This is a genomic window from Alcaligenes sp. GW821-FHT11D07 (assembly GCF_058808495.1).
Genome location: NZ_JBXART010000001.1, coordinates 1,258,301 through 1,272,051, shown reverse-complemented (window position 1 = coordinate 1,272,051; position 13,751 = coordinate 1,258,301). Strand labels below are relative to the sequence as shown.

At 54.0% G+C, this 13,751-nt stretch carries 14 protein-coding genes and 1 tRNA gene; 13 read left to right on the top strand and 2 right to left on the bottom strand.

All coding sequences use genetic code 11. The annotated features are described in order from the left end of the window. The first annotated feature begins 40 nt into the window (after window positions 1–40). From AC1RSM_RS05820 to AC1RSM_RS05765, 12 genes are all read left to right on the top strand, one after another. Window positions 41–430, top strand: coding sequence for a hypothetical protein (locus AC1RSM_RS05820; RefSeq protein WP_492930359.1), 390 nt, complete (start codon window positions 41–43; stop codon window positions 428–430). A 52-nt stretch (window positions 431–482) separates the two neighbouring features. Next, a complete protein-coding gene (locus tag AC1RSM_RS05815) occupies window positions 483–1,265 on the top strand; it encodes a C40 family peptidase (protein WP_492930357.1) in 783 nt (260 codons plus the stop codon). 26 nt (window positions 1,266–1,291) lie between these two features. Then, on the top strand, window positions 1,292–1,870 hold the full coding sequence (locus tag AC1RSM_RS05810; RefSeq protein ID WP_492931473.1) for a tail assembly protein: 579 nt from the start codon (window positions 1,292–1,294) through the stop codon (window positions 1,868–1,870). Then, window positions 1,870–6,834, top strand: coding sequence for a TipJ family phage tail tip protein (locus AC1RSM_RS05805; RefSeq protein WP_492930355.1), 4,965 nt, complete (start codon window positions 1,870–1,872; stop codon window positions 6,832–6,834). Before AC1RSM_RS05810 ends, AC1RSM_RS05805 begins: the two co-directional genes overlap by 1 nt. Window positions 6,835–7,240: 406 nt before the next feature. Next, a complete protein-coding gene (locus tag AC1RSM_RS05800; protein WP_492930353.1) occupies window positions 7,241–7,984 on the top strand; it encodes a hypothetical protein in 744 nt (247 codons plus the stop codon). A gap of 47 nt (window positions 7,985–8,031) precedes the next feature. Next, window positions 8,032–8,244, top strand: coding sequence for a hypothetical protein (locus AC1RSM_RS05795; RefSeq protein WP_492930351.1), 213 nt, complete (start codon window positions 8,032–8,034; stop codon window positions 8,242–8,244). Continuing rightward, entirely contained in the window at window positions 8,241–9,758 is a 1,518-nt protein-coding gene (locus tag AC1RSM_RS05790) for a hypothetical protein (RefSeq protein WP_492930349.1), read from the top strand. The genes AC1RSM_RS05795 and AC1RSM_RS05790 overlap by 4 nt, the downstream gene beginning before the upstream one ends. After that, a complete protein-coding gene (locus AC1RSM_RS05785) occupies window positions 9,755–10,165 on the top strand; it encodes a hypothetical protein (RefSeq protein WP_492930347.1) in 411 nt (136 codons plus the stop codon). Before AC1RSM_RS05790 ends, AC1RSM_RS05785 begins: the two co-directional genes overlap by 4 nt. Next, on the top strand, window positions 10,149–10,583 hold the full coding sequence (locus AC1RSM_RS05780) for a DUF4376 domain-containing protein (RefSeq protein WP_492930345.1): 435 nt from the start codon (window positions 10,149–10,151) through the stop codon (window positions 10,581–10,583). Before AC1RSM_RS05785 ends, AC1RSM_RS05780 begins: the two co-directional genes overlap by 17 nt. Window positions 10,584–10,633: 50 nt before the next feature. Beyond that, on the top strand, window positions 10,634–11,065 hold the full coding sequence (locus tag AC1RSM_RS05775) for a hypothetical protein (protein ID WP_492930344.1): 432 nt from the start codon (window positions 10,634–10,636) through the stop codon (window positions 11,063–11,065). Continuing rightward, window positions 11,062–11,682 carry a transglycosylase SLT domain-containing protein gene (locus AC1RSM_RS05770; protein WP_492930342.1) on the top strand — a complete coding sequence of 207 codons (621 nt, stop codon included), beginning with the start codon at window positions 11,062–11,064 and terminating at the stop codon, window positions 11,680–11,682. Before AC1RSM_RS05775 ends, AC1RSM_RS05770 begins: the two co-directional genes overlap by 4 nt. Further along, window positions 11,679–11,927, top strand: coding sequence for a hypothetical protein (locus AC1RSM_RS05765; protein WP_492930340.1), 249 nt, complete (start codon window positions 11,679–11,681; stop codon window positions 11,925–11,927). Before AC1RSM_RS05770 ends, AC1RSM_RS05765 begins: the two co-directional genes overlap by 4 nt. Window positions 11,928–12,220: 293 nt before the next feature. Here the strand turns inward: AC1RSM_RS05765 and AC1RSM_RS05760 are convergent. Both AC1RSM_RS05760 and AC1RSM_RS05755 read right to left on the bottom strand, forming a co-directional pair. Then, window positions 12,221–12,320: transfer RNA gene (locus AC1RSM_RS05760), tRNA-OTHER, on the bottom strand. Next, window positions 12,319–13,107 carry a hypothetical protein gene (locus AC1RSM_RS05755; RefSeq protein WP_492930338.1) on the bottom strand — a complete coding sequence of 263 codons (789 nt, stop codon included), beginning with the start codon at window positions 13,105–13,107 and terminating at the stop codon, window positions 12,319–12,321. Before AC1RSM_RS05755 ends, AC1RSM_RS05760 begins: the two co-directional genes overlap by 2 nt. A gap of 284 nt (window positions 13,108–13,391) precedes the next feature. Here AC1RSM_RS05755 and AC1RSM_RS05750 point away from each other — a divergent pair, with 284 nt between their 5' ends. Further along, window positions 13,392–13,559, top strand: a complete 168-nt coding sequence (locus tag AC1RSM_RS05750) for a hypothetical protein (protein WP_492930336.1) — start codon at window positions 13,392–13,394, stop codon at window positions 13,557–13,559. The last annotated feature ends 192 nt before the right edge of the window (window positions 13,560–13,751 follow it).

Sequence of the window (13,751 nt, the reverse complement as noted above, 5' to 3'; positions counted from 1 at the left end):
TTAGGAATTCGATACTATCGCAGCTCTTCTAGGAGTTTTCATGAAAAAAGCTGCTGAAATGCTAATCGAGTGCATTTGGTCAAAGATTGATTTGAATTTAACGTACAGAACGCCTTCTGGAAGCCGTGAATTCCTCGTGCTCGACAAAACAGATAGTTTGATAAAGGTGTTGGCTGGAGGTACCGAGGTTAGAGTTGCACGAGAGTCCTTTGTCGATGCAGTTCAGTACCTTCTACGCAATGGCCATGGTGAGGACAATAGGTGTGAGATACGTTCGGCCAACGCAGACTCAGATTCAGGGCCATTGTGTTTGGCAGCAAAGCGCGCAAATTCGGGGGTGCGATGTATTACGTACATTCTTCCAGTGCTTGCTGGGGCGGGTGTTGTGGGGATTGATGCAGCTAGACCTTCATCAACTTGGGTTTTATAAGTCAGAGCTGAGAATCTAAGCCGCCTTTGGGCGGTTTTTTTATGGGTGATGTATGCAGAAAAAAACCATTGAGGCGATCAAGGCTCATGCCTTGGCAGAGTATCCACGGGAAGCCGTAGGGTTTGTAGTGGCCGCTGGGCGGCGTGAGGCGTACATGCCTGGGGTGAACGTGGCAGCCAAGCCGGAAGACTATTTTGAGACCCGGCCGCAGGATTGGGCAGTTGCTGAGCAGCTTGGTGACATCATCGCATTCGTGCACTCCCATCCGAATATGCCTGCCACCCCCAGCCAAGCGGACCGGGTCGCGTGTGAAGCCATGGCCGAGCATGTCAAACCGCTGGAGTGGCTGATTGTGTCGGTCATGCCTGGTGAGGCCGCACCACAGGTGGCCGGTATCGAATCGTTCTGTCCAGAGAGCTACCAGGCGCCGCTGATTGGCCGCCAGTTCTACCACGGCGTACTGGATTGCTACACCCTGGTGCAGGACTACTACCGGCGCGAGCGCGGCATCGAGCTACCCAGCTTTGAGCGCGAAGACGGCTGGTGGGAAGGCGAGCAGGAGCTGTACCTGGAGAACTTCGCCGCAGCGGGCTTTATTGAGGTGGACGATGGGCCGCGGGCGGGCGATGTGATCCTGATGCAGTTGCGCAGCGATCGCGTGAACCATGCGGCCGTCTTTTTGGGCGATGTTCCGCTGGCTGAGGCGCCCCACGCCCACCCGGTGCCTGACGCCATGCTGCACCACGCCTATGGGTACCTGTCCGAGCGCATTCCGTACGGTGGGTACTGGTCCCAAATCACTCGCAAAATCATTCGACACAAGGAGCTGTTGTGATTGTCGCTACTGATCTTGATGACGAGCTGCGCACTGTGCGCCTATACGGGAAGTTAGGCGCTCGTTTCGGGCGCGTACACCGTCTGGCCGTGAACTCGGTAGCGGAGGCTATCCGTGCGCTGTGTGTGCTGTTTCCCGGGTTTGAGCGGGAAATGATGACCTCGGGCGATCGGGGCGTGTCCTATGCATGCTTCTTGGCCAAGACCAACATCAACGAGGAAACCCTGCATGCGCCCGCTGGTCAGGACGAGATTAGGATTGCACCGGTTATTCGTGGTGCTAAGCGTGGTGGGTTGTTCCAGACCGTCCTTGGAGTGGCGCTGGTGGCCGTGGCCTGGTGGAACCCGTTAGGCTGGTCAACTGCTATAGCAATGGGCGTCTTGGCTGCAGGTGCCGGCATGGCAATCGGTGGCGTGTTCCAGATGATGGCCCCCACTCAGCAGGGCCTGAGCACGGCCGACCGACCTGAGAACGGCGCGAGTTACAACTTCAACGGCCCAGTGAATACGACCGCCCAGGGCAACCCCGTGCCGCTCGGCTACGGCAAAAAAATCGTTGGTAGCGCCGTGGTGTCGGCAGGAATTTACTCAGAGGATCAGATGTAATGCGGCTTCTCGACTACAACATTGCGGCGCCAGAGGGCGCCGTTTCTGTATCTGGTGGCTACAGCATCCAGGGGTACAAGGGCGGGAAGGGCGGTGGCGGGTCCACGCGCACGCCTACCGAGGACCAGGACAATCTGCATTCCATCGCCTATGCGTCTGTGATTGATTTGGTTAGCGCCGGGCCCATTCATGGGTTTGTCGACCAGGCGGACCCGTTGCGTTCGGTCTATCTGGACAACACGCCTATACAGAACGATGATGGCAGCCTGAACTTTCAGGATGTGCAGCTGGAGTTTCGCGCTGGCACTCAGGACCAGCGCTACATTCCAGGCTTTCCGGCGGCTGAGTCCACTACCGCTGTGAATGTCGAACTGCGCTCGGATCAACCTTTTACTCGGGCCATTCAGAATGTTCACATTTCCGGCGTTCGCGTTGGGCTGTCCGTGCGCGGCCTGAAACAGCAATCGACGGAGACTGGCGACATTACCGGCTACCGCGTCGAATACGTGATCGAGCTGTCCACCGATGGTTCGGCCTTTGCCGAGGTGCTGCGTGCCGCGTTTGATGGCAAAACCACCCAGCAGTATTCCCGCTCGCACCGCATCGACCTGCCGCGCGCGAGCACTGGCTGGTCCGTACGCGTACGTCGGATCACGCCCAGCAGTAGTAACTCCACTATCAGTGATGTGACCTATGTGGACTCCATCACGGAGGTGACAGATGCTAAGCTGAGCCGACCCATGTCTGCCTGCGTGGGGATTCGAGTCAATGCCAAGCAGTTTCAGTCGATCCCGACGCGCGCCTATCACTTGTACCTGCGCGTCGTGCGCGTGCCCAGCAATTACGACGCTTGGACGCGCACCTATTCGGGTACTTGGGATGGCACGTTTAAAATGTCGTGGACGGATAACCCTGCCTGGGTGTTTTACGATCTCGCTACGAACGCCTGCGACGGCTTAGGCCGGCTGCTGCCCGCCGGCTGGGTTGACCGCTGGGCGCTGTATCAGATTGCCCGGTACTGTGATGAGCTGGTTCCAGATGGCAAAGGTGGTACCGAGCCGCGTTTTTCGTGCAACGTGTATCTGCAGGAGAAGGCCGAAGCCTGGAAGGTGCTGCAAGATCTGGCTTCCGTCTTTCGCGGCTTGGCCTACTACGCCCATGGTTCGGTGCTGGCCGTAGCTGATATGCCTCGCGATGCTGTCTATACCTACTCGAACGCCAACGTAGTGGATGGGCAGTTTAATTACACTGGCTCAGGCCTGAAAACCCGCTACACCGTCGCTCTTGTGTCCTGGAACGACGAGACGGACATGGGCCGGGCCAAGGTGGAGGTGGTTGAGGACCCCGAGGGTATCGCTCGTTACGGCGTGCGCCAAGTTGAACTGACCGCCTTCGGTTGTACGTCGCAGGGCCAAGCGCAACGTATCGGGCGCAGCGCACTGTTTACGTCGCGAATGGAAACCGAAAGCGTGACGTTTGCGGTGGGCCTAGCAGGCACGCTCGCCCAGCCTGGACAGGTGATCGAAGTTGCGGATGCTCATCTGGCCGGGCGTCGGATTGGCGGGTTGATCCAATCGGCCACCGCCGATGCCGTGACACTGGATGCGCCTGCGATCGTGTCTACCGGCGACCGCTTGACCGTGGTGCTGCCCAGTGGCGTATCGCAGAGCCGACTGGTATCAACCGTGCAGGGGCCGAATGGGCTGGCCGAAACTCTCTTTGTGGACCCGCCATTTAGTCAAACCCCGCAGGCAGAGTCGGCTTGGTCGATCAGTTCGCCTGATCTGGCGACGCAGAAGTATCGTGTTTTGACTGTTAGCGAGGGCGATGGGCTACAGCACACCATCACAGCGCTGCAGTACGTAGACGGCAAACATGCGGCTATTGACTACGAAACCCGAGTTGAGACGCCACCCATCAGCGTGGTGCCGCCTCCAGTGCAGGGTCTGCCAGCCAATGTGGTGATTACCTCGTACCACGTTTTGGCGCAAGGACAGGCCCGGCACAATGCCGTCTTCTCTTGGGATGCGGCTGCCAATGCCGTGGCCTATGAGGTGCAGTGGCGCCGCGATAATTCTGAGTGGGTGAGCATGCCCAGGGCCGGCTCGACTAGCGTAGAGGTGCCTAACATCTACGCCGGCGGGTACGTTGTGCGCGTGCGCGCCATTAACGTATTGGACGTGTCGAGCTTATGGGTCACGTCCGCGCTGACGCAACTGAATGGGGATGTGTCAGCGCCGCTGCCGGTCACGCACTTGGCCACGGCCTCAATCCCTTGGGGGGTTCGTGTGCAGTGGGGGTTTCCCTCTGGGCCAAATATTATTGAACGGACTGAGATTCGTTATAGCTCGACGCCAGACTTTAATGAATCTCGCGCTGCAGGCGGCTTTGCTTACCCTACAGACTCATTTGAGCAGGTAGGGCTGGCGGTCACGACGCAGCACTTTTTCTGGGCTCGTCTGATCGATAAGAACGGCACCCTCGGTCCATGGTATCCGTCAGAGTCTGGTTCTGGGGTTAGGGGTACGCCCAGCCAGGTGGCTGGCGATTATAACGACCTCATCACCCAAGAGATTGTTGAAGGCGGACTTGGCGGGCTCCTGATGGGCAACATTCGCGAGATTCCGAGTATCAAGGATGCGGTCGGGGACCTGACGCTTGAGCTGGGCGAGCTGAATCAACGTGTTGATGAAGTGAATGACCAGGTTGCGGAGCTGCTCAATGCGAACGAATGGAGCCCTTCCGCTGCCTATGCCAAGGGAGCCGTGGTTTTTGCCGATGGCAAGATGTACCGCGCCAAAATTGATGTGCCGGCCGGCACGCCCATTGCCAGCACCGAGCACTGGGAGCTGATCGGGGATTACGCTTCGATCACGGACGGCCTGGCCGCCCTGGCCGTACAGTCGCAGGAGACGATCAGCCGGGTTGACGATGCTGAAGGGAAGATTCGGGCCAATGCTGAACAGATCAACACGGTTGCTGGCCAAGTCAATGACCCGAATACGGGTTTGGGAGCTCTGGGCTCTGCTGTTCAGTCAATGCGCACTCGGGTTGGCCAACTGGAGTCTGGCCTGCTGGCGTTGTCTGAAGCTACCACTACTTTATCCAGTAAAGTCGACGGACTGGACGAGGCTCAACGTGGTTTGGCGACGGCGGTTAGCCAACTCAGCACACGAGTGCAGACTGCTGAGGGTAAGCTCGATGCCCAGGCGACCAGCATCACCCAACTAAAAACGAGCGTAAGCAGTGCCGATGCTAAGGCCGTGGCAGCTCAGCAGGCAGCGGCGACGGCAGCCGATGCGGCAGGTGCTAAAGGGGAGGTGATCTTTAGTGCTACGGCTCCGCCTGCCGCTAAGCGCTTGGCTCAGAACCTGTGGATTGACACCAAGAGCAACGCCAACACTCCAAAGCGCTGGAATGGCAGTGCCTGGGTGGCGGTGACGGATAAGGCAGCCACCGATGCGGCTGCAGCGGCCGTTGCAGCAAAAGAGGCGGCGGATGCTGCCCAGGCGACGGCCAACCGGAAAGCGGATGCGACAGCCGTTAATGCGTTGACGACGCGTGTTGAACAGGCTGAAGGGAGCATTTCGAGTCAGAGTCAGAGCCTCACGCAGCTAGGGGCTGAACTGGGTGCATTGACGGCGCCTTCAGGTAACCTGCTTCTCGATTCAAATGTGGAGTTGGTGCGGTCTACCCCAATCTATTATTGGGGCAAGTATTCCCTATCCGAAAATTTCGAGCCCACAAAGGATTACACCCTTGTGGTCTGCTATACCCACAAACCAGAAAGCGGAGATACAGCGTCAACAATCGGTGTTTGGGTTGGCGGAAGCTCGCAAAAGGTGGGGGAGCTTCAAAAAAACGCCACCAGAGGCGTGCAAGTTATCAAGTTCAAGAAGAACGCCGGTAACACGCTTCCCAAAGAGCTGCGATTCTATTACGTACCATCGCCTGGGGCGCAGGCAGGTGAAGCGGTTATTCACTGGGCCACGCTCTACAAGGGTTCAGTAATACCGGCTATGGAATGGCAACCCAACATCACCGACATAGATGTGCAGACCCAGGCAAATGCCACAGCCGTTCAGTCTCTAAGCACCAAAGTTACCGACCATGACGGAAAGATTACAAGCCAAGGTCAGGCGATAACGCAGCTTGAGGGTACTGTTAATAACCCAACGACTGGGGTTAACGCCACAGCTCAAGCTGTCAGCACGTTGAAAACGGAAGTTGATGAAGTTAAGGCTGACGCGCAAATCGGATGGCAGGTAAATGCATCAGTACGCCGCAAGCGCCAGGAGGAAGCCGAGGCTGCGATAAACAACGCCTTGGGCCTGGACGGAGCCAAGCAAGATATTTCCGAGGTAAAAGACGAAACGCTAAAAATGAATGGCCGAATTACGCAGCTTGGGCAGGTAGTTGTGGATCAAGATACTGTATTGGCCAATCTGACCACCCAATTGGAAGTGAGTCTTGTTGGGCTGGCCGTTTCCGTTGAAGAAGCATTACAGGCTGTGGCCAAGGTAGATGGGAAGTTTCGCGCAGCTTGGGCGGTGAAGCTACAGGCTGATGATAACGGCGTCCGATACGTGGCCGGTGTGGGGCTGGATCTGACGAACGAAAGCGGCGTTACTCAGTCCAGCTTTAACGTAATTGCTGATCGATTCGCTGTCATGCACGCACCGGGGGGGACGCCCAGGGCTGTTTTTGTAATTCAAAACGGTGAGGTGATTATGAATAGCGCATTTATTGGTAAGGCAACGATTAACACCGCCATGTTCACTGATTGGCTAGAGTCAGATGCCCGTGGTCCAGATGGGCAGCCTGTTCTTAGCATGAACTTTAGAACGGGTGAAATAAAGATGAATTCACCACAATCAGGGGGTGGGCGAATGACTTTGAATAATCAGTTGCTCCAGGTGTTTAACGCGAATAACCAGCTTGTGTTGCGTTTGGGGATTTTTTAAAAATGACAACTGGATTACAGACATTTAAAAACGGCGCATTGGACCTCGACGTTACGTCTAGATACACAAGGGTTTTGGGAAGGCTCGTTCTCCCTGGGGTGGCATCAAATCCAGGATCTTCGCCGCCGCTTTTTTTGGAACGTAGGGCGACAGATCCAAGGTTTTCGCTTGGTACTCCTTTTTGGCTATGCACATCGGACAGCACCCTGGGAATAATGAACGGCGGTGAGGATAACGGTATTTGGTCAAGTCCGCACTGGCTGAGTCACTGGCAAGCAACTCATCCCGATGTTTGGATGGAGGGGAATACGATAGTCGCAAAATATGACGCTGTTAATCAGGTTGGATCAACTGGAACAGAGGCCCACATATGGGGGGGGTGTATCGTTACTTACGGGATTTTCTGATGAGCGGTCTTGAGGTTCTCAACTCTTTCAACACATTGCAGATGTCAAATATTGAAAGGCCTATGACACTTCGTAAATCTGGGTGGCTGACCAATGATTCTTTCAATTTTATCTGGAGTGAGGGTTCTAACAATAATGAATTTACGCCCACTATTTACGTAGGGAAATTGAATTCTCCGCTCATATTTTTTAGGTCCGTGGAGGCTGGATCGAGAGTCACGCCGATCCTCTTAAGGAGAAATGGCGATACTGATTTGGTTTTCAAGAAGTGGTGGAACATACCACTCAAGAATCCAGTTGCCTACTATATCTTTGACGACTGGTTGCCACCCGAGAGAGCTGCGACAGGACTACAGCTTTACAGGGAAACGCCACCCCATGACTTGGTATTTGATTCATCGTGGAACCTGATGGATATATTGTCTGTTCACAGCATACCTTGGGACTCTCCTCAGATTGTGGGGCAGGATACACCGGCATTTACGATTAATGTCCCCCGCCCTGTAGATACTTTTGCGGCTGGACTGTCTTCATATAGGCAATGCACTGTTCCTCTGTACGGTGCCGGTGGAGCTTGGTTAAGGGATGCTGTGTGGGTAGATGGTCAAACAGCCAAGGTTCACTATGTGGAGATAAACATGGACTCTGCCGGGTGGGGTGACTTGCCCTACTGGCACCAAAATACAGTAACCACTTATCTATACATTATTAATACAACCAGGCTTCCAATACCCTATGGGTAACTGGCTCTTAACTCAGTTCTATGAATCCTGAATGGCTTAAATAATTCATGATGAAGAAAACATTTGCACAAGATTTCCTAGATATTCTGCAGAACAACTTAGGCAGCGTTCTGACGCCTGAGCTAATCCGTGGGATCTATGTAAACACGATTGAGACTATCAACAGGCATCAAAAAGATGAATTGGCGCAGCAGCAGGACGGCACTTTATCCAAGTCAACGCAGTACATGGAAGATCCAGTTAAAGGAGGCCAGCCATGACAGTGTGGTACGACCAGGGGACGGTAAACGTAACCCTTAATAACGCCAACGTGGTGGGCGTCAACACGAAATTTCAGGATCAGTGTTTGGTAGGCGATTCGTTTGTTGGCCCGGATGAAAAGCTGTACCAGATCATCAATATCCCTTCGCAAACCCAGCTCACGATCAAGCCTGCATATGCCAGCGCTACCGGCACCGGCAGGCCGTACCGGGTAATGCCAATTGATGGCCACTCACTTGACGCAGCTAAGAAGCTAACTGAGCTGATTCAAAAATACTCTGCGGCTGCGGATCAGATCTCTAAGGCCATTCCAAACACCATGCTACCGGCCAGCGATACGGACGCTACCGCTGGCAAGTTACTTAAAACGGGCATGTGGGGATATGGGGTGGCCAGTGCTTATGCTGGTAATACTGAAATCATCAAAAACACTACTAACGGTTTCTACAGATCGGGCACTGGAGATGCAGGTAAGCCCACCCCACATTCGGGAGATTCATATATCAAATTTGGATGGTCAAGTACCTATGCGACGTACCTTTACGGCTCGCCCGGTGGGAATAGCCTTTTTTACAAAAACATTAATAACGGCGTTGATCGCGGGTGGAAAGAAATTGCCACTGTGGGCCAGTTTGGTATCGGTCGATCCGGCGCAGATCCTACATTGGACACGTTCCCAGCAGCGAATCTAAACGCCGCTGGTGTGGGTTCTGGGCTGTATTACTACCCGTCAACAATAGGTGATGTGTCGGGCCTTCCCTTTGGCGGGCTGGCCGCTGACCGTCAGGGGATCGTCATACACCGTATGGCCGGGACCGCAGGAGCGCAAATAGTTGTAAGCGGTAGCGGAAAACTTGCGTGGCGTGGCCGGAATGCAGGCACATACAGCGATTTCAAGCTGGCCCTAGCGATAGGCGACTACGGTTTGGGCGGATGGGCACCAACAGTTACCAATGCAGGCTATGACCGAGGCATTAGCCAATTGCTTGGCTGGGGAAGTTCAAACAAACCCGTAATACCAGGGACGACATTGCCAAATTGGTGCGTAGGCCTAAATATTGCGTCTAGCTCTACCAGGAGTGCATTGCTATTCATTGACACAATCAATGGCCATTTGCATACAGCGGCAAACCCAGCGGGTAGCTGGCTAAGTGCGCGGCGGGTTGTAGACAGTCAAAACATGGTCGGGGATGTAGCCACCGGGTCTGTTTTGGATTCTGGGCAAAATACAAATGGCCGATGGGTGAAATTTGCAGATGGAACGCAGATCTGTTTTGGTAATCGAGATTTCCGAGACACGGTGTGGAATGGTTGGGGTTGGAATTTCCCGATTGCTTTTTTTGACATGCCGATTGTTACCGCCAGCGGTATGGGCGATAACGGAGGGTACGCTACTGCGCCTGTATTGGAAGTAAAAAATGGTTCTGTCACTTTTAGGAAGTTCACGAATTCCCCTGAAAATGATAGATGGGCTAATTTTGGTTGTATTGCTATCGGGAGGTGGAAGGCGTGACTATTACTTTGAAGCTGAGTCCGCAGGTTCCCTTCGGCGAAGTAAAGCCGTTACTAGTTGAGCGTCAGGGGGAAATTCTTTTTCTGAATGCGGAGGCTTTGGACCTTTCTTTTATGGAGCCTGGGGACTCTTTGCCATCAGGTTCTATCGACCACCCATTACTGGCGAGCGCTACGATTGAGCGTGATGAATCTGGGGTTTTGATTGACGGGCTGCTGTTTCAGATTGATGCAGGCCAGACTGATCCAGCTGCATGTTTCCCGGAGCCAGTGATTATCAGTCAAGACGGTGTTGTTACTCTGCCTGCTCAGACTCCACCAACCTCATTGCCAATTTTAGAGCCTGAGCCTGATGCGGCGCCCGTCGCAACACCCGTTAATGAGCTAGAACATGAACATCAAGATTGATACCAACAAGCTGCGCACAGCGGCTACACAGCTGCAGGCGCACAAGAATGCCAAGATCGCTGAACTGTCGGCGGCATGTCGCTCTGCTATTACGTCAGGGTTTGAGTCCAGCGCATTGGGGGAGCCCCATCTCTATCCAAGCAAAGAAACCGACCAGTTGAATCTGGCTGGCAGCGTTGCGGATTCTCTCTTGCCTGACCAGGGAGAGAGTTGGTCTACGCCGTTTTGGTGTGCAGACCTTCTTGAGCAGTGGGCTATGCGACAACATACGGCGCAGCAGATCCAGCAAGTTGGGCGAGAGGCCAAGGTTCGGATTTTGAGCCTGATGCAGCACAACGCGTCACTGGCCGCGCAGGTTCAGTTGGCTCCAGACAAACCCGGTGTCGATCAAATAGTGTGGGAATACCCGGTCGCCTAAGCGGCCTTTTTTACGTCTGCTGCTTTTGCAGCGCTTCACGGGAGACAGCCATGCCGACCGTATTACACAAGGGGAAGGACTTGGAACCGACAAGCACGGGGACATCGGCTGTTGGACTGGCCGTCTGGAAGGCTATGGGAGGGATTGCGGGGATGGGTGCCATTGGCGCAGGGCTGGCAACGCTGGTGGTGATGTGCATTTTGAGGCCGCGCACGCAATCGGAATGGATTGTGGGGGTGATCAGTACTGTGGTGGCTTCGATCTCGGGCGGTGCCGCTGTGATTCAGCAGTATGAGCTGCATCACTGGGCAAACAACCCAGTGGGTCTGGTGGCCATGCTTGGTTTGGCGTTCGCATGTGGGTTGCCAGGCTGGGCCATGGTGCGCTGGGCTTTTAACTTTTTTGATAAGCGTCGTAAGGCCGATCTGCTCGAAGTTATGGCGGAACTGCGCGAAGGCGCGATTGGAGGGAAAACAGAATGAAGTCGTTGTTGAGTTTGATCTCGGGCCTGCTGGCCCTTTTTTTTCGTCCGCAGAAAACGGAGCCTGTACCCACTCCGGTTGAGACCAAGCCGCTGCGCCAGCTCGCTTGGGGACGAAAAGTGTCCCAGGCGTTCCGTGACCGCCTGTTCGAGACCTGCCAGATTCTAGGCGTGGAGCCAGACTATCTGATGGCGTGCATGGCGTTTGAGTCGGCAGAAACCTTCAGTCCTTCGATCAAGAACGCCGCCGGTAGCGGAGCAACGGGTCTGATTCAGTTTATGCCGAACACTGCCAAGGGCCTGGGAACGACCACGGCGGCACTGGCGGGGTTGACGGCCGAGCAGCAACTTGAATGGGTATTGGCGTATTTCATGCCCTATAAAGGCCGACTCAAGACACTGGCCGATGTCTATATGGCGATCCTATGGCCAGCTGGCATTGGTAAACCTGACGACTGGACGCTATGGGATAAGACTAGCCGACCCACGACTTACCGACAGAATGCGGGTTTGGATTTGAATAGGGACGGCAAGATCACAAAAGCCGAGGCTGCAGCCAAGGTGTTGGCCAAGTTGGAGCGTGGGCGCCAGTCGCAGTTTCAGTGGGAGGGCGAATGATCGAAGTCATTATTGGTAAGACGTGGCCCTATTTGCTGGGCCTGCTGGCTCTTGTCGCCGGCTGGCTCACGGCCAAGCGGGCCGGGCGGCAAGAGGGGCACCACGAAGCAGAACAGAAACAAACAAAGGCGGATATGGCCGCAGTGGAGGTAGGACGTGATGCGTCTGAAAAGATTGAGCGTCTGGATGATGATGCTGTGCGTGGTCGCGCTCGTCAGCGGATGCGGGACCCAGAGGGGCGGTAGCTACTGCTCTGCCGCCCAACGGCCGTTTCAGTGGCGCTCTGATGCCGAGATAGACGTCACGCCGGTCAGAGTACTACGCTATGTAGAAACAGAGGCTGATATTTGGGAGCGACTATGCAAGCAATAAGAAGCTGTATCTAGTAAGCGTTTAGTTGCTTTGCGAGCATCAACTATTGACTGAAAGCCGATGCTTGTTGCTGACCGTTTTGGCCCATTCTTGTCGTCCGGACTCAACCGCCAATACTCAGATGAGAGGGATGTGTTTTAACTTGACTGCTTAATTTATAAAATAATGGTGACTCAGGCCGGATTCGAACCGGCATCTACCTCTTCACAAGCACCCAGCGAAAGACGCTTGTGAAGGAGGTCACTGTACCATTCAGCCACTGAGTCAGATCCCCGCTTGACTGACTATACTCCTTGCTCTCTCTTCATTCAAGCCATATTCTGTCTTAAGCCAACCGATCGATGCGTTGAATCTGCGCTCTGTAGACTTCATTTTGTTAACAGGGCGATTAGACAATAGTTCTTGGAATCTTAGGTCTCCTGGATCTAGTAATTCATCAATAGCTTTTGTAATGTCGAGGGCAATGCGAGCAAGCAGCTTTATGTCGTGGAACGTGAGGTCATGAATTTCGTTTGGAGCCGTTCTCATCCCGTATTCGCTACGAACTTCCTTCAGCAGTTTCTCATTCTCTCTAAAAAATACCTCGGATGCGTACAGAGCCTTTGGGCTTGGATGCGCGATAGCATTCCGTATAAGCCGATAATGGTCCATTGCAGCAATGCGATGTGCTCCTAACCGCTCGATGTGCGCATCAACTGTAGGCTTCGTATTACGTCCTAACGCGGTAAACGGAGAGTCCCCATCGTGTTGAGTCCATTCGCGTCCTTGAACGTTGTTAAAAGCAGTACGAATGTCAACCATGAATAAATCAAAGCCGCTATAGAGGCTGACCAAGTTTAGTCGCACGGAGCTATTAATAACGTCCTCCGAAATTAGTCCGTCAACTATGATCCCATGCTTCTTAGCGGCAACTTTCCAAGGGTCGCTATCTTTACTCTCTTTTATGATGGGTATGGCTTCCTGGATGCCAACGTACATCCCTGCTGCAACAGCTGTTAGCTCTCCAATAAAAGCCTTGAAAGACCGGTAGGCTGCGCTTGAGTACTTGTCCATTAGATCTCTTCACAGTAAAACCGCTTACTGATTTTAAGTTACTGTTTTCCGGCGGCTCGCCAATAGAGACAAATAGCAATCCGCGACCTAAGGTGTGTTTTTAGCCGATTATAGCAACAGAAGCAGTCAAAATGACTTGGTGTTCTATTGTTAAAATAATACAGAACTGCTATGCCTGTTATGCTCTAGATGAGATGACAGGTTATCCGTGATGACTCCTGCTGCCAGGATTAAACCGAGCGAACGCGACATAAGCGCAAGTTAACCAAACTGGAGAGATTTCCATGGGCACCAAAATTTTTACTGAAGCCGACCGTAAGCGTACTCCTCCTCCTGCCACTCCCAAGGGCGTGAACCTCAGCACGAAATTCCGGGGACGACGTGTTAGCCAGGAACGTGGTGCGCATACCCGCAGCAAGAAAAATCTCGGCAAGCGCGCACATTCTGGTTAATTGCTGGCGGCAGGTTGGCACCTGCCAGGGCTTTAATGGTGCATGCTGGGTGAGTTAACCATTTTCCAGACGCAAAAAAAACCGCTCTAGGGCGGGCTGTCGGAAATGTGTCGGAGCTTAATCCGTACGGGAGTCATACGCTCCTTGTAGTAGCACTTTCACTTTTGGGGGCATGGATGGGGGTATAGGTTC